This is a genomic window from Streptomyces sp. JLBJ103, assembly GCF_058215575.1.
The window spans coordinates 111,870-136,787 of the sequence record NZ_CM177089.1 but is presented as its reverse complement, the minus strand read 5'-3'; the positions used below and the strand labels follow the sequence as shown (position 1 = coordinate 136,787).

13 protein-coding genes and 1 pseudogene are annotated in these 24,918 nt (G+C 69.0%); 11 read left to right on the top strand and 3 right to left on the bottom strand.

Annotated elements, in window-relative coordinates:
* Positions 1-18: 18 nt before the first annotated feature.
* On the bottom strand, positions 19-5,868 hold the full coding sequence (locus AC4BEG_RS00600) for an SDR family NAD(P)-dependent oxidoreductase (protein ID WP_490703926.1): 5,850 nt from the start codon (positions 5,866-5,868) through the stop codon (positions 19-21).
* Positions 5,861-12,607, bottom strand: a complete 6,747-nt coding sequence (locus tag AC4BEG_RS00595; protein WP_490703925.1) for a type I polyketide synthase — start codon at positions 12,605-12,607, stop codon at positions 5,861-5,863. Before AC4BEG_RS00595 ends, AC4BEG_RS00600 begins: the two co-directional genes overlap by 8 nt.
* Positions 12,608-13,111: 504 nt before the next feature.
* Between AC4BEG_RS00595 and AC4BEG_RS00590 the strand changes: the two genes are divergently transcribed.
* The 10 genes and pseudogenes from AC4BEG_RS00590 (at position 13,112) to AC4BEG_RS00545 (ending at position 22,352) form a co-directional block, all read left to right on the top strand.
* Positions 13,112-14,824 carry an AMP-binding protein gene (locus tag AC4BEG_RS00590; RefSeq protein WP_490703825.1) on the top strand — a complete coding sequence of 571 codons (1,713 nt, stop codon included), beginning with the start codon at positions 13,112-13,114 and terminating at the stop codon, positions 14,822-14,824.
* Positions 14,821-15,687, top strand: coding sequence for a ferritin-like domain-containing protein (locus AC4BEG_RS00585; RefSeq protein ID WP_490703824.1), 867 nt, complete (start codon positions 14,821-14,823; stop codon positions 15,685-15,687). The genes AC4BEG_RS00590 and AC4BEG_RS00585 overlap by 4 nt, the downstream gene beginning before the upstream one ends.
* Positions 15,684-16,214, top strand: coding sequence for a PaaI family thioesterase (locus tag AC4BEG_RS00580; RefSeq protein ID WP_490703823.1), 531 nt, complete (start codon positions 15,684-15,686; stop codon positions 16,212-16,214). Before AC4BEG_RS00585 ends, AC4BEG_RS00580 begins: the two co-directional genes overlap by 4 nt.
* The gene (locus AC4BEG_RS00575; protein ID WP_490703822.1) at positions 16,211-16,486 is read left to right on the top strand and encodes an acyl carrier protein; all 276 of its coding nucleotides are present in this window, start codon (positions 16,211-16,213) and stop codon (positions 16,484-16,486) included. Before AC4BEG_RS00580 ends, AC4BEG_RS00575 begins: the two co-directional genes overlap by 4 nt.
* Complete coding sequence (locus tag AC4BEG_RS00570) at positions 16,483-17,352, top strand: SAM-dependent methyltransferase (protein ID WP_490703821.1); 870 nt, start codon at positions 16,483-16,485, stop codon at positions 17,350-17,352. Before AC4BEG_RS00575 ends, AC4BEG_RS00570 begins: the two co-directional genes overlap by 4 nt.
* Positions 17,349-18,218 carry an acyl-ACP desaturase gene (locus tag AC4BEG_RS00565; protein ID WP_490703820.1) on the top strand — a complete coding sequence of 290 codons (870 nt, stop codon included), beginning with the start codon at positions 17,349-17,351 and terminating at the stop codon, positions 18,216-18,218. The genes AC4BEG_RS00570 and AC4BEG_RS00565 overlap by 4 nt, the downstream gene beginning before the upstream one ends.
* A gap of 64 nt (positions 18,219-18,282) precedes the next feature.
* Positions 18,283-19,479 (top strand): cytochrome P450, encoded by a 1,197-nt coding sequence (locus tag AC4BEG_RS00560; RefSeq protein WP_490703819.1) that lies wholly within the window; start codon positions 18,283-18,285, stop codon positions 19,477-19,479.
* Between the two features lie 52 nt (positions 19,480-19,531).
* A pseudogene (locus AC4BEG_RS00555) lies at positions 19,532-20,160 on the top strand (methyltransferase domain-containing protein).
* Positions 20,161-20,511: 351 nt separating this feature from the next.
* Positions 20,512-21,174 carry a hypothetical protein gene (locus AC4BEG_RS00550; protein ID WP_490703924.1) on the top strand — a complete coding sequence of 221 codons (663 nt, stop codon included), beginning with the start codon at positions 20,512-20,514 and terminating at the stop codon, positions 21,172-21,174.
* 341 nt (positions 21,175-21,515) lie between these two features.
* Positions 21,516-22,352, top strand: a complete 837-nt coding sequence (locus tag AC4BEG_RS00545) for a DUF8017 domain-containing protein (RefSeq protein ID WP_490703923.1) — start codon at positions 21,516-21,518, stop codon at positions 22,350-22,352.
* Between the two features lie 230 nt (positions 22,353-22,582).
* On the opposite strand, the gene AC4BEG_RS00540 is transcribed toward AC4BEG_RS00545, so the two are convergent.
* On the bottom strand, positions 22,583-23,272 hold the full coding sequence (locus AC4BEG_RS00540) for a TetR/AcrR family transcriptional regulator (protein WP_490703922.1): 690 nt from the start codon (positions 23,270-23,272) through the stop codon (positions 22,583-22,585).
* 140 nt (positions 23,273-23,412) lie between these two features.
* On the opposite strand from AC4BEG_RS00540, the gene AC4BEG_RS00535 reads away from it, so the two are divergent.
* Positions 23,413-24,879, top strand: coding sequence for an MFS transporter (locus AC4BEG_RS00535; protein ID WP_490703921.1), 1,467 nt, complete (start codon positions 23,413-23,415; stop codon positions 24,877-24,879).
* The last annotated feature ends 39 nt before the right edge of the window (positions 24,880-24,918 follow it).

Sequence of the window (24,918 nt, the reverse complement as noted above, 5' to 3'; positions counted from 1 at the left end):
CGACCGGACAGACGTTGTTCAGCCGAAGGTCGCGCGCATCCAGTCCCGTATCAGGGCCGCGGTGTGCGGGGCGTGCTCCTCCAGCATGGTGAAGTGGTTGCCGCGGGTGGTGACGGCAGTGTGGTCGCACGGCCAGATGGGTTCCCAGTCCGCGGGCCAGCCCTCCAGCGGCATCCCCGCGCGCACGAACAGCTCAGGGACCGGCAGATCAGTGGGCGTCCAGTCGAATGTCCCGTAGCGCGTCATGGCGGTGATCCAGCCGTTGTCACCGGGCGTCGCGTAGTCCGGGTCGTCCAGCCGTTGCTCCATTTCGCCGCTCAGACCTTGGATCAGCTGCTTCAGCCGTCCGTACTGGCTGGGGGCATAGGTGTCCAGCAGGACAACACCGGCCGGTGGGGTGCCCTGCTCGCAGAGGTGCCGGGCGAGCGTATGAGCGACCAGGCCGCCGGAGGAGGAGCCGGCGAGGACGAAGGGCTGGTTCCCGAGTGCCGTGCCCAGACCGGCCGCATGCGTCTGAAGCAGCACATCCCGCGTGTCGGGGAGGGCGTCGCGCTGACGGAAACCCGGCTGTCGGAGTGCCCAGACGTCCCGTTCGCCCTGGAAGGGCTTCGCCAGGCGAGCGTATTGCACCGGATCGGACATGCCTACGACCGCGGTGACGCACACCAGGGCCGGTCCTTCCGGGCCACGGGCCAGCCGGATCGGCTGGGGGATCTGCGGCAGCTCGTCCACTGAGGCGTAGGAGCTGCGTTCCTTCTCCCATTCGTTGGCCCTTGCCTCGACGACCAGTTGGCTGACGGTCCGGGTGCCGTCCTCCGGGGCCGGTTCGTCCTCGCCCTGGGCCAGCAGCTCCTTCAGCCTCCGGAGCAGCAACGGCGGTGTCGGATGGTCGAAGACGACGGTCGGCCGCAGCCGTAGGCCGAGTGCTTCACCGAGGTGGTTGCGGATACGGACCGCGGCCAGTGAGTCGACCCCCATCTCCAGGAACCCGGCCTGCGGGCTGAGTTCGCCCGTGCCGTCGTGCCCGAGGGTCACCGCGGTCTTTTCGAGGATCAGGTCGAGCAGTGCCTGTTCGAGTTCCGGCTCGTCCAGGAGGTCGAGCCGCTGACGCGGATTCCCCTCCGGGGTCTGCGGCCGGCGCACCAGTTCCCGCAGCAGGGGGCTCTTTCCGTGCAGGTCGAGCCGGGTGGGCACCAATACCGGGTCGGGGAGCGCGACCGCGGCGTCGAACAGCGCCAGCGCCTCCAGCGTGGACAGCGATTCGGCCGTCGAGTCGAGATGGCGGGTCATGTCACTGCGTTCCGCCCACTGGCCCCAGGCGAGCGAGAGCGCGGGAAGTCCTCGCGCGCGCCGGTGCTGGGCCAGCGCGTCGAGCACGGCGTTCGCGGCGGCGTAGTTCGACTGGCCCGCGCTGCCCATGGTGGCGGCAGCCGAGGAGAACAGCACGAACGACTTCAGCGGCAGGTGCTGCGTCAGCTCGTGCAGGACGAGCGCGGCCTCCGCCTTCGGTCGCAGGACGGTATCGAGGCGGTCCTCGGTCATGGCCATCACCACGCCGTCGTCGAGCACCCCGGCCGCGTGGACGACGATCGTCGGCTGGTGTGCGTCGAGCAGCTTGGCCACGTCCCCCCGGTCCGCGACATCGCAGGCGGCCACGGTGACGGTGGCTCCCAGCGCGGTGAGTTCGTCCCGCAGTCGGGGGGCGTGGCCCCGGCGACTGACCAGGACCAGCCGTCGCACCCCGTGCGACGAGACCAGGTGCCGGGCCAGCAGCCCCCCGAGCGTGCCGGTGCCACCGGTGATCAGCACCGTGTCCTCGGCCCCGGCGAACTTCGCCGATCCCCGCGGGAAGGCCCGCAGCAGGCGGCGTGCCAGCACCCGTCCGCCCCGCAAAGCGATCTCCGGCTCATCCGCTGCCAGGGCGGCGTTGATCGTCAGCGGAGTGATCTTGTCGGCATCCAGGAGGACGAACCGGCCGGGTTCCTCGGTCTGCGCCGACCGAACCAAGCCGATGACGGCCGCGCCGGCCAGGTCGCGGACCTCATCGCCGGTCCTGGCCGCCACCGCGCCCGAGGTGAGGAACACCAGCCTGGACCCGGCGAACTGCGGACTCGTGCTCCACCGCTGGACCAGCCGCAGTGCGCGGTGCGCGGATTCCCGCACCGAACCGCTGAAACCGGCGACGAGTACCGCGCCCGGGGCCGGCAGACCCGCACGGACCGCGTCCTCCAGCGCTGCCAGATCCGGAAGAACGGGGAAGTGGTCCGTCTCCAGACCCACGGCCGCGATGGTGTGCGGTGCGACACTGCTCGCTGACCGTACCTCCACCCACGTGTCCCGGAAGAGCGCGTCCGGTGGCACATCGCTTTGTGCGGCAGCCGGTCGCAGCACCAGCGAGTCCACCGACAACATCGGCGTGCCCCGGCCGTCGGTCACGGTCAGCCGTACACCGTCGTGCACGGTCCCGCGCAGCCGTACGCGCAGCGTCGCCGACTGGGCCGTGTGCGCGGTCACACCTGTCCACGCGAACGGGAGCACAGGTCCTTCGGTGCCTCCAGTTCCTTCGGCTCCTTCGGTTCCCGCGACCTCGGCACCGAATCCGATGGCGTGCAGAGCGGAATCCAGCAGCGCCGGATGGACCGTGTAGCCGCGCGGGTCCACCGGGCAGTTCACTTCGGCGAAGACCTCGTCGCCACGCCGCCACACGGTCCGCAACCCCTGGAACGTGGGGCCGTAACCCAGCCCGCGGCCGACCAGCGCGGAGTAGAGGCCGGTGTGCGGGACCACCTCGGCGCCGACGGGTGGCCACTGCTCGAGCGTCTCGGGCTCGGGGTGCTCGGGGCTGAGCACGCCTTCACCATGACGGATCCAGCCCGCACCCTCCACCTGCGCGTGGAGGATCAGTCTGCGCCGCCCGGTGTCGTCCGGTGCGCCGACGCGTAGCTGCACCGTGGCCGCACCGTCGTCCGGCAGCACCAGCGGCCGTTCCAGGGTGAGTTCCTCCACCGTGGGGCAGCTCGCGGCGGCGCCGGCGCGCAGCGCGAACTCCAGCCAGGCGGTTCCGGGCAGGATCACCTCGCCCAGCACCCGGTGATCGGCCAGCCATGGATGCGACGCCGTCGACAGACGTCCGGTCAGCACCAGTTCGCCGCTGTCCGCCAGCTCCACCGTCGTAGCCAGGACAGGATGGCCACCGCTTCTGGGTTCACCCGGTGTCGGCCAGAACCGCTTGCGTTCGAACGGATAGGTCGGCAGCTCGGTGAATGCGGGCGCGTCCGGTCCTGCCCAGGCCGTCCATCGCGGATGCAGACCACGCACATACAGTTCGGCGAGCGAGGCGAGGAGCGCTTTGCGCCCGTTCTCCCCGCGGCGCAGCGATCCCACCACCACGGCCTTGTCGCCGACGGTCTCGAGTAGCGCTGAGCCGAGCACGGGATGCGGGCCGACCTCCACGAAGAACGAGTGTTCCGGCACCGGGAGCCCGGCGACGGCCTCGTCGAACCTCACCGGCATGCGCAGGTTCCGGTACCAGTACCCGGCGTCCAACTCGGTCCCGGCGAGCACGGCGCCGGTGACCGCGGAATGGAAGGGGATGTCCGTGGGCTTCGGTGACACCGGCGCCAACTCGGCGAGGATATGGTCGCGGACGCTCTCCACCTGAGGCGAATGGGACGCGTAGTCCACGGCCAGCTTCCGTACCCGGACACCTGACTCGGCCAGGTCCGTCAGCAGGACGTCGAGCGCGTCGGTATCTCCGGCGATCACCGCTGACCCGGGTCCGTTGACCGTCGCGATGGACAGCCGCTCACCCAGTCGGGGCCGCAGTTCATCCGCGGGCATGCTCACCGAAGCCATACCGCCACGGCCGGACAGCGCCGTCAGCGCCTTCGAGCGCCGGGCGGCCACCAACGCCGCGTGATCGAGGGAGAGCGCACCGGCGACATGGGCGGCGGCGATCTCCCCCTGGCTGTGTCCCACCACGGCATCCGGCTCGATGCCGCAGGATTGCCAGAGGCGGGCGAGCGAGACCATGACCGCGAACAACACCGGCTGCACCACGTCCACACGCTCCAGCGAGGGTGCGTCCGGCTGCTGTCGCAGCACCGCGAGCAGGTCCCAGTCGACATGCGGCGCCAGCGCCTGCGCGCAGCGGTGGATGGACTCACCGAACACCGGCGACTCCTCCAGCAGGTCGCCGGCCATTCCCGCCCACTGACCGCCTTGGCCGGGGAAGACGAACACCACCTTGCCCGAGAGGTCGGCCGTACCCGTGACCAGGCCCGGTACGGCGCTGCCCCGGCTCAATGCGTTGAGCGCGGGCCGGGGATCCGTGTCGAGTACGACGGCACGATGGTCGAACGTACTGCGGGAGGTGACCAGCGCGTGCGCGACGGTTGCCGGATCGCTGCCGCCGGCGTGCGGCAGAAGCTGTGCCGCCCTGGCCCGTAGCGCGGAATCGGTCCGTGCCGAGAGCACCCACGGCAGCGGCTGTACCGCGCCGGGCGTCCGGGCTTCGACGGGTGGCGCCTCTTCGAGGATCACATGGGCGTTGGTGCCACTGATACCGAACGAGGACACTCCCGCACGCCGGGGCCGGCCCTCGCTCGCCCGCCAGTGGCGGCTTTCGGTGAGCAGCTCCACCGCGCCCGCGTCCCAGTCCACATGCGACGACGGGCTGTCCACGTGCAGTGTCCTCGGGAGGGTCCGGTACTTCAGCGCCAGCACCGTCTTCAGCACTCCGGCGATACCGGCCGCGGCCTGCGTGTGCCCGATGTTGGACTTCACCGACCCGAGCGCCAGTGGGGTTTCTCGGTCGCGGCCGTACACCGCCTGCACCGCGGACGCCTCGATCGGGTCGCCGAGCCGGGTACCGGTGCCGTGTGCCTCGACGGCGTCCACGTCCTGGGCGCGCAGCTGTGCGTCGGCCAGCGCGTCGCGGATGACCCGCTGCTGCGCGAGCCCGTTGGGTGCGGTCAGCCCGTTGGAGGCGCCGTCGGAGTTGACGGCGGTGCCCCGGATCACGGCCAGCACCGGGTGGCCGTGGTCGAGGGCGTCCTTGAGCCGCTCGACGACCACGACCCCGGCACCCTCACCCCAGCCCAGGCCGTCCGCTGATTCGGCGAACGCCTTGCAGCGGCCGTCCGCGGCCAGCGCGCCCTGGTGTTGGAAGATGGTGAACAGCGTGGGGGTGGACAGCACGGTCACACCTCCGGCCAGCGCGAGATCGCATTCCCTCGCGCGCAGCGACCGGACCGCCAGGTGCAGGGTCACCAGAGAGGACGAGCAGGCGGTGTCGACCGAGGCCGACGGGCCTTCCAGTCCGAACAGGTAGGAGATCCGCCCTGACAGCACGCTCGCCGCGGTGGCGGTTGCCAGGTGGTCCCGGTGCTCGTTGTGGCTGCTGATCTCGCCCAGCAGCCTGGTGTAATCCTGCTGGCTGGTCCCGGTGAACACGCCGGTGCGGGTGGCGCGCAGGGACACCGGGTCGATGCCGGCCCGCTCCACAGCCTCCCAGGACACCTCCAGCATCAGCCGCTGTTGCGGGTCCATCGGCAGTGCCTCACGGGGACCGATCCCGAAGAAGCCCGCGTCGAACCAGGCCGGATCGGAGAGGAACGACCCCGTACCGGTGAACTCGTGCGACCAGCCGCGGTCGGTGGGAAACGGAGTGACCGTGTCCCGGCCCGCGTCGATCAGCTGCCAGAACCCGTCCGGGTCGGTCACCCCGCCGGGGAACCGGCAGCCCATACCCACAATGGCGATCGGCTCGTGGGCGTCGGCCTCGGCTTCCCGCAGCCGTTGCCTGGTGTTCTTCAGCGCGGTGGTGAGGCGCTGCACGGTCTCGAGCATCTTGCTGTCGTCAGTCATCGAGGCCGCCCTCCGCTTCCAGAGAAAGTTCTTGTTCGGCGAGCCTGAGGACGGTGTCGAGATCCGCCACCCCGGTCTCGGCCCCCGCCGGGAGTTCAGGTGATGTGGCGGCCGGGGCCGGGGCGAGTTCGGCGTCGAGCCAGTCGCCCAGCGCGCTGGGCGTGGGATGGTCGAACAACGTGCTCGCGGACACCTTCAGTCCCGTCACCGCACTTAAGCGGTTGCGCAACTCCACCACACCCAGGGAAGAGAGCCCCTGCTCATGGAAGGGCTTCCCGGGCCGCACCGAGCCGACCGTGTCGTGTCCGAGCACCTGCGCGGTCTGCCCGCACACCAGATCGCGCAGGGTACGGACACGTTCGGCCCGCGGCATTCCGGCCAGCCTCCGTACGAGCGAGGAAACCTCCTCGGACGGTGCGGCGGCCGTGCTCTGCTGTGCTTCGGGCAGGTCCGAGAGCAAGGGGCTGTACCGGGTGGTGGCGAACACCGAAAGGAACCGCGCCCAGTCGACGTCCGCGATGACCAGCCCGGACTCGTCCTTGGCGAAGGCCAGGGTCAGCGCGTCGATCGCCAGGTCCGGGTCGAGTACCGTCATGCCGTTGCGGTGCAGTCGTGCGCTCACGATCTGCGCGTTCGCGCCGTCCACCGCCATGCCGCCCGCCCCCCAGGGCCCCCAGGCCACCGATGTGGCCGTGAGCCCGTCGGCGCGACGTTGTTCGGCCAGTGCGTCGAGATAGGTATTGGCTGCCGCGTAGTTGGCCTGGCCCGCGTTGCCGACCGCGCCGGTGGCGGAGGAGAACAGTACGAACGCCTGTAGCTCACCCGCGAGTTCGTGGAGGTTCCTGGCGCCCGCGACCTTGGCCCGCAGGACCCGGGCGAGCCGCCCGGGGTCCAGGGAGCCGATCACGCCGTCGTCGAGCACACCGGCCGCGTGCGCGACGGCGGTCAGCGGGCGGTCGTCGGGGATGGTGGCGAGCAAGGCCGCCACCGCGTCGCGGTCGGCCACATCGCAGGCGGCGACGTCGACATCGGCTCCGAGCGCGGTCAGTTCGGCGACCAGCTCGGGGTCGTTCGCATGTCTGCCGGTCAGGAGCAGCCGTTCGACGCCCTCGGCGGCCAGCCGGCGGGCAAGGTGCCTGCCCAGTGCGCCGAACGCTCCCGTGATGAGGGTGGTACCGCGCAGCGGCCAGTCGCGTCGGGGGCCGGGTCCGACGGGCGCGTGCAGCAGGCGCCGGACGAACACTCCGCGGGTGCGTACGGCGACCTGGTCCTCCTCCGAGACGAGCACACCGGCGAGTCGCTCGGCCGCCAGGGAGTCCACCGCGGGGGGAAGGTCGACCAACCCGCCCCACCGCCCCGGGTGTTCCAGCGCCGCGACTCGGCCGAGTCCCCACACCATGGCCTGCACCGGGCTGCTGAGCCGGTCGTCGTGGCCCGTGGACACCGCTCCCTGCGTCGCGCACCACAACGGCACGTCCACACCGGCATCCCCAAGGGCCTGGATGAGCGCGGTGGTCAGCGCGAGCCCGGCGGGTACCCCGGCCGTTCCCGGATGCTCCCGCTCGTCCAGGCCCAGCAGGGACAACACCCCGTCGACCGGTTCGCCGTCCGTCACGGACGCAAGGCGCTCGGCGATCTCGGCGCGGCCCGCGCCGATACCGATGGGCAGCGTCCGGGCGCCCAGCGCACCGCCGAGCGGTTCCGGCACCGGTAGGTCCTCGCAGTGGGCGATCAGCCAGTTCCGCCCCCGGGCGACCTGGTCCGCGGCCGGTTGCCAGGCTGCCCGGTACCGCAGCCGGTCCATCGCGGCTTCCCGGTCGTGGCTGCGCCGCCACCGTGCCATCGCGGGCAGCACCTCACTGAACCGCCCGTCGGTGCTTGTGCCCAGCAGATCGTTCAGGAGCGAGAGGTCTCCGCGCTCCACGGCCTCCCAGAACGCCGAGTCCGTGCGCTGGGAGGGTTTCCCGGCCGCGTCGGGCATCAGCCAGAACCGCTTGCGCTGGAAGGCGTACGTGGGCAGGTCCACTCGTCGCGCCCCGCTCCCGGCGTACCACGCCGACCAGTTGGGCCCGTGGCCGCGGACATGCAGCGCCGCGACGGCGCCGAGCACGTCGTCGTGGCGCAGGACGGGGATCACCGCCGCGTCATCGGTTTCGGTGAGGCAGTCGGCGGCCATCTCGGTGAGTGTCGTCTCGGGTCCCAGTTCCAGGAACGTGGTGACGCCCTCGTCCTGGAGCGTCCGTATTCCGTCGGAGAACCTGACCGTGCCCCGTAGGTGGCGGACCCAGTAGTCGGGGGAGCACAGCTCCTCGGTGGTGGCCAGGCGTCCTGTCAGGTCGGACACGACGGGGATCTCGGGCGGTTGGTAGCTCAGGCTCTCCGCGATCGCGCGGAACTCCTCGAGTACGGGATCCATCAAGGAGGAGTGGAAGGCGTGGCTGACCCGCAGACGCTTGGTCCTGCGTCCCCGGGCACGCAACCGCTCCGCCAGCGCGACCACCGCGTCCTCGGTCCCGGAGATCACCATCGACCGGGGTCCGTTCACCGCCGCCAGGGACACGCCTGGAGGGAGCTGCGCGACGTCCTCCTCCGACGTCGCCACCGCGTACATCGCGCCCTCCTCGGGCAACGCCTGCATGAGCGAGGCGCGCGCGGCGACCAGCGTGCACGCGTCCTTCAGGGACAGCACCCTGGCCAGATGGGCGGCGGTCAGGCCACCGATGGAGTGCCCGAGCAGCAGGTCCGGGCGGACACCCCAGCTCTCGAACAGCCGGAACAGCGCCACCTCCAGGGCGAACAGACCGGTCTGGGCGAACTCGGTCCGGTCGAGGCGTTGCTGATCCGCGCCGAACACCGTCTCCTTCACCGGCAGCCCCAGCCCGGCGCACACCTCGTCGAACGCGGCGGCGAAGACGGGGTAGGCGGTGTACAGCGCGTGTCCCATGCCCACGCGCTGGCTGCCCTGACCGGTCAGCAGGAAGGCCACGCCGCCCTCGGCCACCGCGCCGACCGTGAGGTCGGGGTCGGCTCTGTCCGCTGCCAGCGCGGTCAGCGACCGCCGCAGCCGATCCCGGTCACCGCCGGTGAGCACGGCCCGGTGCGCCAGCGCCGACCGCGTCGTGGCGAGCGAGAAACCGATGTCGCGCTCGCTGAGACGGGGGTGGGCGTCCCAGTGCGCGGCCAGCCGTCCGGCCTGGGCGCGCAGAGCCGCTTGCGAGTCGCCCGAGAGCGTCCACAGCGGCGGGACGGACTCCTCGGGCTCCGCCGGAGTCTCCGCCTCGGCGGGGGCCTGTTCGAGGATCATGTGGGCGTTGGTCCCGCCGATCCCGAACGACGACACCCCTGCCCGCCGGAGAGGGCCGTGATCGGGCCACGGCGTCCGCTCGGTCACCAGGCGCAGCCCCCCGTCCCAATCCACATGGGAGCTGGGCCGGTCGACGTTCAGGGTGGCAGGTACCCATCCGTGCCGCATGGCCATGGCCATCTTGATCACCCCTGCCGCGCCGGCCGCGGCCTGGGGGTGGCCCAGGTTGGACTTCACCGAGCCCACCAGCAGCGGCCGGTCCGGCGGCCGGTGCGCCCCGTAGGCCTCCAGCAGCGCGCCTGCCTCGATCGGGTCACCGAGCTTCGTGCCCGTGCCGTGCGCCTCCACGACGTCCACGTCCGACGGCCGCAGCCGGGCATCGGCGAGTGCGGAGAGCAGCAGCCGATGCTGTGCCGCGCCGTTGGGCGCCATGAGCCCGTTGCTCGCGCCGTCCGAGTTGACGGCCGACCCCCTGATCAGAGCGAGGACCGGATGGCCGTTGCGGCGCGCGTCGGAGTACCGCTCCAGGACGAACATCCCACCGCCCTCGCCCCAGACGGTGCCGTCGGCGCCCTCGGCGAACGGTTTCGCCCGTGCGTCCGGCGCGAGCCCGCCCTGGCGGCTGAACTCCACGAAGACCATCGGTGAGGACAGCACGGTCACCGCGCCCGCCAGGGCCAGCGAGCACTCGCCACGGCGCAGCGCGCCGGCGGCGAGGTGCAGCCCGACCAGCGACGAGGAGCAGGCCGTGTCGATGGACACGGTGGGCCCCTGCAACCCGAAGGTGTACGAGATCCGGCCGGAGGCCACGCTGACCGCGGTCCCGACCGCCAAGTGCGGTCGCTCGGTCTCAGCGGCGTCCGGGTACCCGGGGCCGGTGCCGTACTCGGTGTGGGTCAACCCAGTGTAGACGCCGGTGTCGCTGCCGCGCAGGGCGACCGGGTCGATGCCGGCCCGTTCGAGCGCTTCCCAGGACAGTTCGAGCAGGAGCCGCTGCTGCGGGTCCATTTCGAGGGCCTCGTGCCCGCCGATGTTGAAGAACGCGGGGTCGAACTCGGCGGCGTCGTGGAGGAATCCACCCTTGCGCACATAGCTTGTGCCCGGCCGCTGCCGCTGCGGGTCGTACAGCGTGGCCAGGTCCCAGCCGCGGTCTTCCGGCATCGACGAAATGACGTCATGCCCCGCGGCGGTCAACTGCCACAGATCCTCGGGCGACCGTACCCCGCCGGGGAAGCGGCAGCTCATCGCCACGATGGCGATCGGCTCGTCCGAACCGCCACGGCGCGGGACGACGGCGACCGGCTGGGGTGCGCGGTTCTCCAGATATGCGGCCAGCCGGTTCGGGGTCGGGTGGTCGAACAGCGCGGCCGTGGGGATCTTCATCCCGGTCCGCTTGCGTAATCGGTTCACCAGTGCCACAGCCGCCAGGGAGTCCAGTCCGAGTTCGAAGAACGACCGGTCGGGCGCGTAGCCGTCGTCGATTGCCGCCTCGACCTCGGTCCGGATCAACCGCGCCAGATCCGTCGGCCGGGAGACGGCATGGGCGGGCCGGACCACTTCGGTGGGCAGATGGGTGCGTGCACCGCCCCAGCCGCGGAAGACCTTGGGCCAGTCCACCGGGATGCCATGGGTGTGCAACTCGCCCAGTGTGCCGATCATGGCGTGCAGATCGGATTCGCCGCCGCGCAGCGCGGTGGTGACGAGTGCGTTCTCGGCGGTGGACTCCGGCAGTGTTTCCTCGGTCAGCGCGGCGAGCACTCCGTTCGCGCTGATGTCCACGTACGTGTCCACGCCGGCCGCGTCGAGGCTGTTCACGCAGTTGAGGAAGTGCCCGGTGCCGCGCACCTGCGCGCCCCAGTACTCGGGCAGGCAGACCACACCGGGGTCCGATCCGAGCGATGGGTGCACCGGGATGAGCGGAATGCGCGGTGGTTGGGGCGACAGGCCACCGGCGAACTGCTCGAAGTCGCTGGCCATCGCGGCCATATGGGGGGAGTGGAAGGCCCGGTCGACCGGCAGTTGCTTCACCTTCCGGCCACGGTCCGACCACAGCCGGGCGATCCGCAGCACGGTTTCCCGGTCCCCGGAGACGACGACGGAGTTGGGGGCGTTCACCGCGGAGATTCCGGCCAGGTGCTCGAGCCCGGCCAGCGACTCCAGCGCTTCGGCCTCGGAGACACGCATCGCGATCATGGTGCCGCCGACGGGTGTCTTCTCCCGGAACAGCCTGATCCGTTCGGCCAGCAACGCGCATACGTCGGGCAGGGAGTAGACCCCGGCCACCGTCGCCGCGGCCAGTTCGCCGACCGAGTGCCCGACCACGAAGTCCGGGTGCACACCCCAGTCCTCGAACTGCCGGAACAGCGCCACCTGGAGGGCGAACAGCGCGTCCTGGGTGTACATCGCCTCGTCGACGGGCGCGACCTCGGTGCGGGGGCCGTCACCGAGCAGCAGATCACGCACCGACCAGGTGGACACCGCGTCCAGGTGGTGGCACACCTCGTCGAGAGCGTCGGCGAACACGTCGAACAGCGGGTACAACTCCCGTCCCATGCCTGGCCGTTGCCCGCCCTCGCCGGGAAAGAGGAAAGCCACTTTGCGCCCGGTACCGGCCTCCGCCGCGCCGCCCGCGCCCGCCGCGAGTTCACCGAGCCCGTCGGCGAGCTCCGCGCGGTCACCGGCGAGGACCACGGCCCGGTGCGGCAGGTGCGGCCGTGCGAGGGCCAGGGTGTGCGCGGTGTCCAGCAGGTCCGGGCTGTCGGGTCCGGACAGGTGGACGCGCAGGCCTTCCGCCTTGCCGCGTAAGGTCTCTTCGCTGTCGGCCGACAGCAGTAACGGCAGCGTCCGGGGCACGGCCCTCGTTGCCGACCGCGGGCGCGCCGGTGGTTCCGACAGCACCAGCGCGCAGGCCGTTCCGGCATCGTCCGCGGAGCTGAGCACGGCGGTCAACCGGCGGTCCGGGTCGAGCGCGGCGCCGGCGACCGGAACCTGCCTCCGGCTGAGCAGCACCGGCATGTCCAGCAGAGCCGTCACCGCGTCGTCCTCGCCACCCGGCTCGGCGCCGTCGAACAGGCCGTCCCGCGCCTCCTCGCCCGCGTGGTACCCACGCCGCCACAGGAACTGAATGCCGTCGCGGTCCACTTCGGCTCGCGCACAAGCCTGCCGTACGACGTCCCCCCTGCCCAGCGCGCTGCCGCCGATCACGCAGTGGATCGGGTCGCCGTCGGCCATCGCGGCCGGAAGCGGCTTCAGGACGAGGAAACCGCTGCTTCCGTCGGGTGAGACCACCCCCGCGAGCGCGAGCGCGGACTCACCGGCGTGGATGCTCTGGCAGGCCACGTGGACCACCCCGGCGGGCAGGATGTCCAGGGTCAGGGCAGGCCCGAGAACACCCAGCCGGGTGGCGACAAGGCCGGCCTCCGCCGTGGCGAACACACCGGCCACTGTGTTCCGCAGCCGCTCCGGAACAACGGCGGCATTTTCCACTGCCCGTAGTGCTGCTTCGTCCGGAGGAATTGCCGAGGAACTGCGCGACAAGCCGATGACGGCGACTGCCGCCGGACGAACAGTGCTGCTGGGCTCCATGTGACCCCTGTCCTGTCATGGTCGACGGGAATCGTTCCGAACGCGGGCTGCATAAATATTCTCCTGGGCCACTGGCGCCGAATGCCACGACCTGCCCAGGAAGAGTCTGCAGGGCAGATCAGCGTATTCAGTTCCGGACAAGCGCCGTCAACCCCCACCGGCGATTGGCTATGGAGTCACCTAGCTTTCGGCAGGGTTTCCTTGAATCACACGAGATGTCCACGCTACGGTGCGATCTCCGGATTTGGAGTTGACTGGCTCAAGTCCAGTATTGAGCACCTGAAGTCGCCTTACCCGCCCTTACAAGGGTTGACCACCGAACCCTTACAAGGGTTGACCACCGAAGGGAATCAAGTGCAGCGACTCATGCGACCTGCCCTGCTGGACGGGGAGACCCTGGGGGAAAGCCTGGCCCGGTCGGCGAAGGCATCACCGGATTCCCGCGCACGATTCCCGACCGCCGGAGACGAGATCACCGCGGCAGAACTCGACTCCGCCGCAGCGGCGGCCGCACACGAGTTATTACGCGCCGGGGTGCAACCCGGTGACATCGTGGGCATGTTGGTGCCCACCGCCGCCACGTTCCTGACCACGGCCTTCGGGCTCTGGCGGGCCGGGGCGGCGATCAGCGTGCTGCCCGTCCAGGCCGGTTTCGGTGATGTGCGGGGCACCGCGCGCAGGATCGCGCGCATCGCCGCCGTCGCGGGCATGCGCCACCTTGTCCTGGACCCCGGCCACGACGACCTCGGCCGCGAACTCGCCGCGGTACGCCCCGATCTGACCCTGCTGGCCCCGCCTTCGTCCAGCGGCACCGGCAGCGCACTCACGCTGCCCACCATCGATCCCGAGGCACTGGCCGTCGTCCAGTTCACCTCCGGCAGCACAAGCCTGCCCAAGGGCGTGATGCTGCCCCATCGGACCACCATGGCCGGTCTGCAAGCCTGCGCGGTCTCGGGCCACTTCAGCCCGGACGACGTGTTCGTCCAGTGGGTGCCGACCTTCCACGACATGGGCCTGATCGGCCTGCTGTCGCACTGGCTCAACGGCGCCGACGTCCACGTCTTCCCCCCGACCACCTTCCTCCGCCGGCCGGGCGCGGTGCTCGAACACTTCGCCGCACACGGCGGAACCGTGATGACCGGCCCCAACTTCTCCTACGACTACCTGCTCGACAAGGTGCCCGCCGAACGCCTGGCCACACTGGACCTGTCCAGCTGGCGGCTGGCGTTCAACGGCGCCGAACCGGTCAGCGCGGCCACCGTCCGGCGCTTCACCGAGGCACTGGCGCCCAGCGGCGTCGCCCCATCGGTGATGTACCCGGTGTACGGCATGGCCGAGGCCACCCTGTCGATCAGTTACCCCACCCCCGGCGACACCCCGAAGATCCGCGCGGTGGACCGCGATGAACTGGCCAGGACCGGTGAAGTGCGCCCGGTCGAGGAGTTCTCGCCCGCGGCCAAGCCGGTCGTCGGGGTGGGCCGCGCCGTACACGGCATCGGACTCCGGATCGTCGGCAAGGACGGGGAGGCGGCCGCCGACGGCACGCTCGGGGAGATTCAGATCTCCGGGGAGCCGGTGACCACCGGGTACTTCCGCGACCCCGAGGCGACAGCGGCGGCGTTCGACAACGGCTGGCTGCGCACCGGCGACCTCGGTTTCCTTCTCGACGGCGAGCTGTACGTCACCGGCCGGCACAAAGAGATGATCGTGGTGCACGGCCAGAACTTCTTCCCCGACGACGTCGAGGAGGTCGCGCGCACCGTACCGGGCGTGTACCGCCGCCGCTGCGTCGCCTTCTCCGACACCGACACCGAGGGCGGTGAGCGGATCGGCGTCATCGTGGAGACCGGTGCGGACGCCGCCGAGGTGCGCGAGGAAGTCCGCAGGCGGGTGGCCGCCGAGCTGGACCTGTCCACGGTGGAGGTCTACGCGGTCAAGCCCCACTGGATCCCCCGTACCACCAGCGGCAAGTGGCAACGCGTGCTGGCCGCTCGACGCGTCACCGCCGATGACGCCGACGGGGTGTTACCCGCCATCGACAGTCCAGACCGAGGAGAACGGGTGTGAAGGTCAGAACGACATCGCCTGCCGGTGTGCCCCTGCTCGACGACGATCAGCTGCACAGCGCCCAGGTCTTCGCTGGCTATCAGCACGCGACCTGGGAAATGCACCACATACCGTGGAGTGAATTCCGGGCCGACCTGGTGCTGCCCGAGCACATCGTGTTCGCCAAGGGCGCCATCGTGGGCGAGTCCAACGTCATCGCCGCCACCCACGGCCTGCTCAACGAGTTCGACACGGACTACGATTTCTCGCAGTTCGCGTGCATCTGGGGTTACCAGGAGATCCAGCACCACCTCGCCTTCCAGACCTGGCTGCAACTGGCGGGACACAGCATCGAACACCGCACGATCGCCTCGATGCGCGAGGCGTACCCGCCGGGGGTGACCAGGGCGGCCACCCTGGCCACCAACGTCATCTGCGAGGTACTGGCCACCCACGCCTACAAATGCGTCGCCCGCAGCATGCAGGAGCCGGTGCTCGCCGCGATCCTGAAGAAGGCCAGCGGCGACGAAGCCCGGCACGCACGGGAGTTCGCCCACTACACCGGGCGGCAACTGGCCGAGCGGCCGAAGGAATGCCTGTCGGTACTGGAAACCCTGTACATCTACATGGGCACCACACGCGATCTGTACCGCCATCCGGTCAGCCGGTTCAAGGGGAACCTGCCCGAGCTGGAGAACCACGAGACCATCGACGAGATGTTCGCCTACTTCGCCGAGGTGGACGAAGGCGGCACGGAATGGGCGAAGTGCTGTGAGCAGCTGTTCAAGTACTTCTCCACGCTCACCGGCTACCAGCTCACCAAGATGTCCGACGTACGACGGGCGATCGCCGAGGAGTCGCTGAAGGAAGCGGCCTCCGTATGAGCGCCGCTCAGCAGGGCATCGGCGAGGAGATCGAATTCCCCTGGCACTCGGAGCCCTCCTTCAACTGCTTCGGTTGCTCCCCGCGCAATCCGATCGGGCTCAAGCTGCGCATGCGGCGGCTGCCGAACGGTGATTACGCCACCGAGACGACGTTCTCGGAGAACTACGCCTCCTACCCGGGGATCGTGCACGGCGGCATCGTGAACGTGCTCTTGGACGAGGCGATGGGCGACACCCTCGCGCTGGTCCACGGCATGCTCGCGTTCACCGTGACCCTGCGCAGCAAGATGCTGCTCCCCCTCGTGGTGGGCACGCCGTATCTGACGTCCGCGCGGATCAGCGGCCAGGGCAACGGGGTGCTGCACACCGAGGCGGAGATCACCGGCCCCGGCGGCGAGTTGCACGTCATGGCCACCGGCACCTATCAGCCGATCCGCTCCGAGCAGGCAAGACAACTGATGAAGCTGGACGACACCGCCTTCGGCCGCGTCCGGCACTACTTCGACCACGGAACAGGAGAATCATGACCAACGAGTCCGCCACCCGCGAAGAAATCGCCGCGGTCACCACCGAGTTGCTCGCCACCGAGCTGAACATCTCCGCCGCCGGGATCCATGGCGACGACGTGCTCAAGAACCTGCCCGCCGCCGACTCGCTGAAGCTGGTGCGCGTGGTGGCCAAACTCGAGCGCCGGTGGGACATCGAATTAAGCGACGAGGCCGTCTTCGCCGCGATAACCGTCGACGACCTGGTCACCCTGATCGAGAAGTACGTCAGCGGGGAACTGGCGGGGTCATGAGCACACTGCCCCCGCAGGAGGCGGTCCAGGCCACCAACCAGCACTACGAGTTGCCCGCCGAACTGTTCGCCATCTACCTCGACCAGCGGCTCAAGTACAGCTCCGGGCTGTTCACCGATGAGCACACCGATCTCGACCAGGCGCAGACGGACAAGCTGCACTTCGTCGCGCGGCAGCTCGGCATCACCGGCGGTGAGCGACTGCTCGACGTCGGATGCGGCTGGGGCAGCCTGATCCTGTTCATGGCGCAGGAGTACGGCTGCCACGCCACCGGAGTCACCCCGTCGCGGCCCCAGGCCGAGTACATCCGGGCGCAGGCGGAGAAGGCGGGCGTGGCCGAGTTGATCACGCTGGAGCTCGGTTCGTTCTCCGACGTCGAGCCGGCCGGACCGTTCGACGCGGCCACCATGCTCGGCTCGATCGTCCATATGCCGAACCGGACGGCTGTACTGCGCAAGGTGTACGGGCTGTTGCGGCGCGGCGGTTCGCTGTACCTGTCGGAAAGCTGTTTCCGGGACCACGACGCCTACGCGGAGTTCTCGCGGCGGCCCGGAACCCGACACGTCACCGAGGGCATTTTCGGGTTCGCCGACATGGTGCCGTTCTCGGTGCTGGTGGAGGCGGTGGAATCAGCCAAGTTCAGTCTCACGGCGTTCACCGATCTCACCGCGCACTACCACCGCACCATCGAGGAGTGGGAAAAGCGGGTCGAGGCCGCGCGTGACCGCGTCGAACTGGTGGCACCGGGTATGAGCGAGCCACTCATCCGCTATCTCCAAACGGCCAACGCCGGCTGGGGCTACACCACCAAGCACTACGCGCTGAGTGCGGTGAAATCGCGGATGGGCCGGACGGAGGTCCCGTGACCGAAAACCTGCCCGAGTCCGCTGCGCAGCGGTCGGGACGGTTCATCGCCCCCGAGGAAATCGGCGCGCTCACCCGTAAAGCGGTGGGCCGTGCCGAGGCGCGGCATTGGTCCATCGACGAGCTGCCCTGGGCGACGCTGCGGCCGGAGGAACTCACCGACACCGACCGGTCGGTGGTCCGGTTCATCACCTTCATCGAGGACCACATCCCCGGGTATCTCACCTACTTCCTGGATGCCTTCCCGGTGTCCGGCGAGGATCTGGCGATCGAGGAGTTCTGTTTCAACCGGGAGTACTTCCGGTTCCTGATCTCCTGGGCGAACGAGGAGGAACGGCACGCCTCGGTGCTGACCAGGTACCAGATCGAGGCCGGCATCAGCAGCCCCGAGGCACTGATGCGGGAGCTGGCCGAGGAGGGCCGCAAGAAGTTCGCACTGCCCTACGAGAACCCGGTGCAGGCTTTCACCTACACGCTGGTCCAGGAGAAGGCCACACAGCTCTTCTACCAACGGTTCAAAGCGGTGGCCACGGAGCCGGTGCTGCGTGACCTGCTGCACCGGCTGGCCAGGGATGAGGCGCGGCATTTCGCCTTCTACACCGAGCTCGTCGGCGCCTACATCAAGCGGCACGGGCTCGCGGCGACCGTACCGGATCTCAAAGACGTGCTGTCCACCTTTCGCATGCCACTGGCGGACACGCTGAACGGGTACTGGCGCTGGTCCCTGAACGTCATCGACGCCACGTCCTACGACCACACCGAGGCATACGAAGCGCTGGTCCGCCTCGTCAACGACTTCGCCACCTCGCGAGGCAATGCGTCAGCCGAAGACCTGGCCGAGTTCGTGGACCGCATTCGCGGGATCTGACCGGCACGTCCGCTTGCGCCGCCGAGGTGTGGCGGAAGCACACGGCCAGAGGGACAGGATGGACATGACGATTATTTTCGATCCACGAGATCCAGCGATCCGTACGGACCCCTACCCCATCTATCGACGCCTGATAGAGACCGACCCGATTCACCGGTCACACTTCGGGTACTGGGTTCTCTCACGCTATGACGATGTCGATGCCGTACTGCGCGCACCAGGGGTTTCCAGCGAGTTCTACCGGAACGCGACATGGGCCGACCGCCGCGGTGGCCTGGACAGCCCGCTCGTCCAGAGTGTGCGCAGCTGGATGCTCATGCTCGACGGACCCGCGCACCGGCGGATCCGCAGCGTGATCAGCAAGGTATTCACCCGTGGCTCCGTAGAGCGACTTCGGCCGCGTATAGCCGCTGAGACCCACCGCCTCCTCGACGCCGTGGGCGACGGCGAGACCGACCTGATCGACAGTCTCGCGTTACCCCTGCCTGTCACCGTGACCTGCGAACTTCTGGGCCTCCCCACGGATGACCGAGACCAGTGCCGTCGCTGGACGGAACACATAAGCCGGGTGATCGATCCCTCGATAACCATCGAGGACACGGCCGACATGAATGCCGCAGAAGTAGAGTTTCGAGAATATGTCACCGACCAACTCGAACAGCGCAGGTCCGCACCGCGAGAAGACATTCTGTCCCTCCTCGTGCACACCGAGGTGGACGGCGTCCGGCTGACCGACCACGAGATCATCGCCAATGTTCTGTTTCTCTTCGTCGCAGGCCATGAGACAACGGTCAATCTGATCGGAAACGGTCTGCTGGCCTTGCTCCGCCATCCCGACCAGTTGCGGATGCTGCGCGAGAACCCCGAGATGATCACTGACTCCATGGACGAGATCACTCGATACGACCCACCCGTGCAGATCGTCTCCAGACTCCTGACCGACAACGTCGCCCTTCAGGACGTCACGCTTCCCGAGGGGGCCAAGGTGATGTTGCTCTTCGGAGCGGCCAGTCGCGATCCGGCACGCTATTCCGACCCCGACCGCCTCGACTTGACGCGGACCGGCACCAGAACGCTGGCTTTCAGTGGCGGCCCCCACTACTGCATCGGCGCCGCCCTCGGAAAGCTGGAGACCGCCATGGTGCTGACGGAACTGCTGCGACGCTACTCCACGATCGAGCTGACCGGCGAGAAGCTGACCTGGCGACCGAACGTCAGCTTCCGCGGCCTACAGGAGCTGCCGCTCAGACTGACGCGCTGATATGGATCGAGCGAATCGAGCGATGCGAAGCAGGTGATCCGTCACCAGTTCAATCGCGGTCAGGCAACCGTGGCATGATCGGCTCGTCGGCATCGACGAGGGCTGGCGGTGCTGGGAGGTGGGGGCCGGCGGTCCGACGGTCCCCGCGTGGCTTGCCGAGCGTGTCGGGCCACGCGGGCGCGTGCTGGCCACCGACATCGACGTGTCCTGGACCGAGACGGCCGCCGCCGCGGGGGTCGAGGTGCTCCGCCATGACGTTGCCGTCGACGAACCCCCGGCCGGTCCCTTCGACCTGATCCACGCCCGCCTCGTCCTGGTTCACGTCGTCTACCGCGATGCCGCGCTGCGCTCGTTGGCAAATCGGCTGCGCCACGGCTTCCGTCAGCTGCTGCGGCAGCGCGGCGCCGACCTCGCCTATGGACGCAAGCTGCCGCGGCTGCTGCGCGAGGTGGGCCGCACGGAGGTCGAGGCCGACGCCTACTTCCCGATCACCTCGCCCCAGTGCGACGTCCTCAAGGCGGCCACCGTCCGTCAGGTACGTGACAAGCTCACCGCCGCGGGCCTCGCCACGGATGAGGAGATCGAGCGGCATCTCGCCAATGTCGCGGCCGGGCGGCTTGATCTCGCCCTCTCGCCGATGATCTCGGCTGGGGTCGCCGTCCCTTTGCCGAGGAACTCTGAAGCGTGCTGGGATGCGTTTGCCCCGGCCGTTTGAGCGGTGGTACGCACCCGGGGTCGAGGCTCTGACGTTCTCTTTTCAATCCTTCAGGTGCATGCATCGTTGAATGCTCATTTAAAGGAGCTGGTCTCCGTGGAGCCACCTGACTGGGAGGCGGAGGCGGCAAGTTGACGGACCTTCAACTCTGAACGCGACTGCCGCGATTCCGCAGTTTATGGTAGAAACTCTTTTCGCGCGGAGGGGCTTCTTCCGCGGTCTCCGTCTTTCATCTGAGGACATACGGCCTCCCACCCTGTTGGTCGGGGTGGTCCGTTGGTGTGCCATCAGATGACAAGAGAGAAAGGTGCGTTCACATGGCCCTGCGCCGTATCAGGCGGAACGCAAGCCGGATCCTGGTGATATCCCTGGCGACGTGCGGACTCGCGGCGGCGGGTACGGCTGCCGCGTCCGCGGCTGACGAGCCGACGCGTGAGCAGCTCCTGGCGGACTGCGAATCCGGGGAGGGTAAGTGCACGTTCAACGACCCTCAGATCGGTGAGCCGTACCTCGGTAATTTCCAGCAGGTCTCGGACACGCTCTACAACTGCAGTACCTCGGACAGCACCAAGAAGCTCAGCTGGTCGCAGAAGGTCGGTTCGACCGACTCCGTCGGAGTCTCCGTCACCGTCGGCGGAAAGATCATGGACATCGTCGACCTCAGCGTGACGGCGAGCTACGGTCACACCTGGACCAGGGAGTCCACGGAGTCGGACGAGCAGAACGTGACGGCAAAGCCCGGGGAAGTGGCGTGGATCTCCCGTGCTCAGCTGATGCGTGATGTCTCCGGTACGTGGCAGACGCATTACGACAGCCCCAAGTGGGATCACTACTTCTGGTTCGTCCCGGACACCATTTCCAGCCCGGCGGAAAACGGAACGGGCGGCAAGAACAGCGCCGTTGTGGTCCGGAGCCGTCCGATGACCGACGCGGAAAAGGCGTCCTGCGAGGGCGGCGAAAAAGCGGTGTTCGCCAAGTAGGGGTGACCCACTGGCAGCACGGCAGATGATGCCGGTCACCGGAGGATCCCGGTCGGTCCGGCACTGGCGGTCAGCGGTCGTTCGGGATTGACCAGCCCGGCGTCCGGCGGCCGCCCATGGGGGAGAGACCGGGGGAAACAGCCCCGGGGGACGGACATCATGCGGTCCGTGCTGAGCGCGATCGCGCCCAACACGGCCCGCACTTCATCCCCCCGGTATGGGCACGGGGGTGCGGATCGTGTGAGTCCTTTGTGCTGTGCGTGTCACGAGCAGGTATCCGTCTCGCGGCGGGCGTCCTCCTGGTGAATGAGGGGGAGTGCGGTTCACATAGAGTGCCGATCATGTCTCAGTCAAAGATCATCGAGCACATCGCTCAGCACCGGCAGTCCACCCGGATGCCGTCCCGACGACAGAAGAAGACCCTGATCGCGGCCATTGGCATCGGCATGGCCGTCGCTCTGAGCGGGTGCAACGACGACACCGGCAGTGCCACGGACAAAAACACCGACGCCGCGGCGTCGAAGGCACCCTCGGCAGGGACGTCCCAGTCCTCTGCCCCGGCGAGTCCCTCGGGTGATCAGCCGTCGGTTCCGGGATGGCAGACCCAGATCGCGCAGAAGCACCACTTCGCCTACGACGTGCCCGCCAAGGCCAAGAAGTGGAACGTCCTCGACAAGGACGTGTCCCTCTCCTACACGGACAAGACCGGCAAGCCGATCGTCATCATGACGAGCACGGCCAACTACCGTCAGGGCGGCTGCGAGTCCAGCCCCAACCCCAAGGCAATGGGTGAGGCGGGCAAGGGGCAGCTGGCCACCGTTGGCACCACGGGCGGCGGCAAGGACGGCACCCTCCAGGAGAATGCCCGTAACTGGGCGGGCAACTGGGGCTTCGCCGCGTACGGGGGCGAGGACCACAAGCCCAAGATCAAGGTCAGTGAGGCCAAGCCGTGGAAGCACGGCGGTATCGACGGCTACACCGCGACCGCCCAGGTGACCGTCACCAACCGCCCGAGCTCGTGTGTCCCGCCGAAGGCCGTTGTGTACAGCATCGCGCAGAAGCTCCCTGATGGCACCATGCATGGCTGGGTGATCTACGCGGACCAGGGAGTGCCGAATGCGCTGACCTCCGCCGAGATCAAGAAGATCATGAGCACCGTCCGCTCGACGGGCAACTGACGCCCATTCGGTCAGAGTCCACCTGCTCATCCGTTGGGTGGCAGACATGGGACTGACCGCGGTGTGGGCCGCAGCCGGTTGCGGCCCACACCCTCACAGCGCTCCCTGGCTTGCTCGAGCACCCCAACCTCAACGTCCTGGTGTGTGCTACAGCTTCGCTGCGCCTTCTCCCCGTCTCCCTTGTGCGAGAGACTCCGTCGGGCCGGCCCAGCCCACCCCGACGCTTCTGCTCAGCCGGCGCCACGCGGAGTTGTCGGCGTGGCTTCCGGGAGTAGCCCGTCGACGAACGTACTAAGTCCCTGCGGGTAGATGTCCCGAGCGGCCAGTGCGGCCCATTGGTCGCCGATGGCGGCCAGGTGTGGCACGTGGGACGCGTCGAAGTTCTCGCGGAATGCGGGCAGTTCGTTGTCCGTCCGCCGGTGGGGGGAGCGGGCGCGGACGAGGATCTCGCCGACGGTGTAGTACCAGATGTTGCGGAAGACATCGACGGATTGCGCGGGTGTGCATCCGTGGTCGTCGGCCGCGGCCACGATGGCTTCGACCATCCACAGCGCTGATTCGTCGAGGAGACCGACAAAACCGTCGGCTGTGAGGATTTCAGCCGCCCACGGCCAGGCCGCGAGGGCGTCGTGCATCGCGGTGGCGGCCACGACGATGCGATCCCGTGGATCCCTGGGCAGTCGGGGGCGTTCGATCTCGTCGATGTAGTGATTCAGCAGGAGGACCAGCAGGTCGTCCTTGCCCCGAATGTGGTGGTACAGGGTTGTCGCCCCGATGCCCATCTCAGCCGCCAGCCGGCGGATGGTCAGTTTCTCCCAGCCGTCCTCGTCGATGAGCCGGCGGGCCGCGGTCAGGATCTGCGCACGGGAGGTCAGGGGTGGTCGGCCGGTGCGGCCGTGCGATGCGGGTGGTCGGGGCATCGCCCCATCATGCCGTCCCGCCGCCCTTCATCGTGAAGCCGGTGCTGGTTCGGCCTTTCCTGTTTCCCAGTGGCCGGTCTCAATGCTACTTTCGGAACATGTTCCGAAAGTTAGAGTCAACGCTGCGGACTCGATCCGCGATGACGCATGGTCCGGGTGATCGGCCAGGGCGCACGCTCGCCGCGGTGGCCGTCGTGCAGTTCATGGTGTCGTTGGACCTCTCGGTCGTGAATGTCGGACTCCCGCAGATCGCTGCCGGTCTCGGCTTCGGCGAGGTGGGCGTGACCTGGGTGATCCACGCTTACGCCCTCACCTTCGGCGGGCTGCTCCTCCTGGGCGGCAAGGCCGCGGACCGGTACGGCCGCAAGCGGGTCCTGCTGCTCGGGCTCGGCCTGTTCGGCCTCGCCTCGCTCGTCGGTGGCCTCGCCCAGGAACCGGGCCAGCTTGTCGCCGCCCGAGCCGCACAGGGCATCGGCGCCGCCGCGCTGGCTCCGGCCGCACTGGCGCTGCTGACCGCGACGTTCCCCACGGGCAGGGCCCGTGTCCGGGCCTTCGGGGTGTGGAGCGCGGTGAACGCCGCCGGAGGCGCCTTCGGCGTCCTGATAGGCGGCCTGCTCACCGAGTACGCCAGCTGGCGCTGGGTGATGTTCGTGAACGTACCGATGGCCGCTTGCGCTCTGGCCCTGGCCTGGCGGGGCGTCGCCGCCGGCCCGCCGGCCGCTCGCGGCGGACGTCCGGATGTTCTCGGTGCCGTCCTGGCCACGGCGGGCATGACCTTGCTGGTGTTCGGCGTCGTCCGCACCGATCGGTATGCGTGGACCTCGCCGGCCACCCTGACGACTCTGGCGGTCGCCGCCGCGCTGCTGGCCGCGTTCCTCTACGTCGAGCGGACCACCGCCCGTGAACCGCTGGTCCGGCTCGGCCTGTTCGCCCGCCGCTCGGTCGCCGGCGCGAACGCCTACAACCTGTTGGTCGGTGCGGCCATGGCCTCGGCCTTCTACTTCATGTCCCTCTATCTCCAACGAGTCCTCGGGACGGGGCCGGCGCTGACCGGGGCCATGTTCCTGCCGTTCGCCCTTGGAGTGGTCACCGGCTCCGTGCTCGCCATCAAACTCGGCTACCGTCTCGCCCCGCACACCCTTCTGATCATCGGCGGACTCCTCACCGCGACCGGACTCGCCTGGTTCGGTCTGATCAGCCCCGACGGCTCCTTCACCACCGACGTCCTCGGGCCCTCGATCGTCACCAGCGTCGGCTTCGGGCTCTGCCTCGGACCGGTCGTCTCCCTCGCCACCGCCGGTGTCGCGCCCCGCGAGACCGGCACCGCCTCAGGGCTGCTCAACAGCTCACGCCAAATCGGCGCCTCACTCGGACTCGCCTCCCTCGGCACCGCGGCCCACCACCGCACCGGGCGGACCGCCACACCCGAGACCCTCAACGATGGATACGCGCTCGGTCTGAGCCTGAGCGCCGCGCTCCTGGCCGCCGCCGTCCTCGTTGCCCTCACCGTTCTGCGGCGAACCAGTCCACCGTCACGAGCTGAGCAGACCGATGACCGCGAACCACTCCCCGCACGGGACCGACCGGACAGGCGGTGCGCCGGGTGAGCATCGATGAGATCGATGTGGAACGGGCGGCCGTACGCG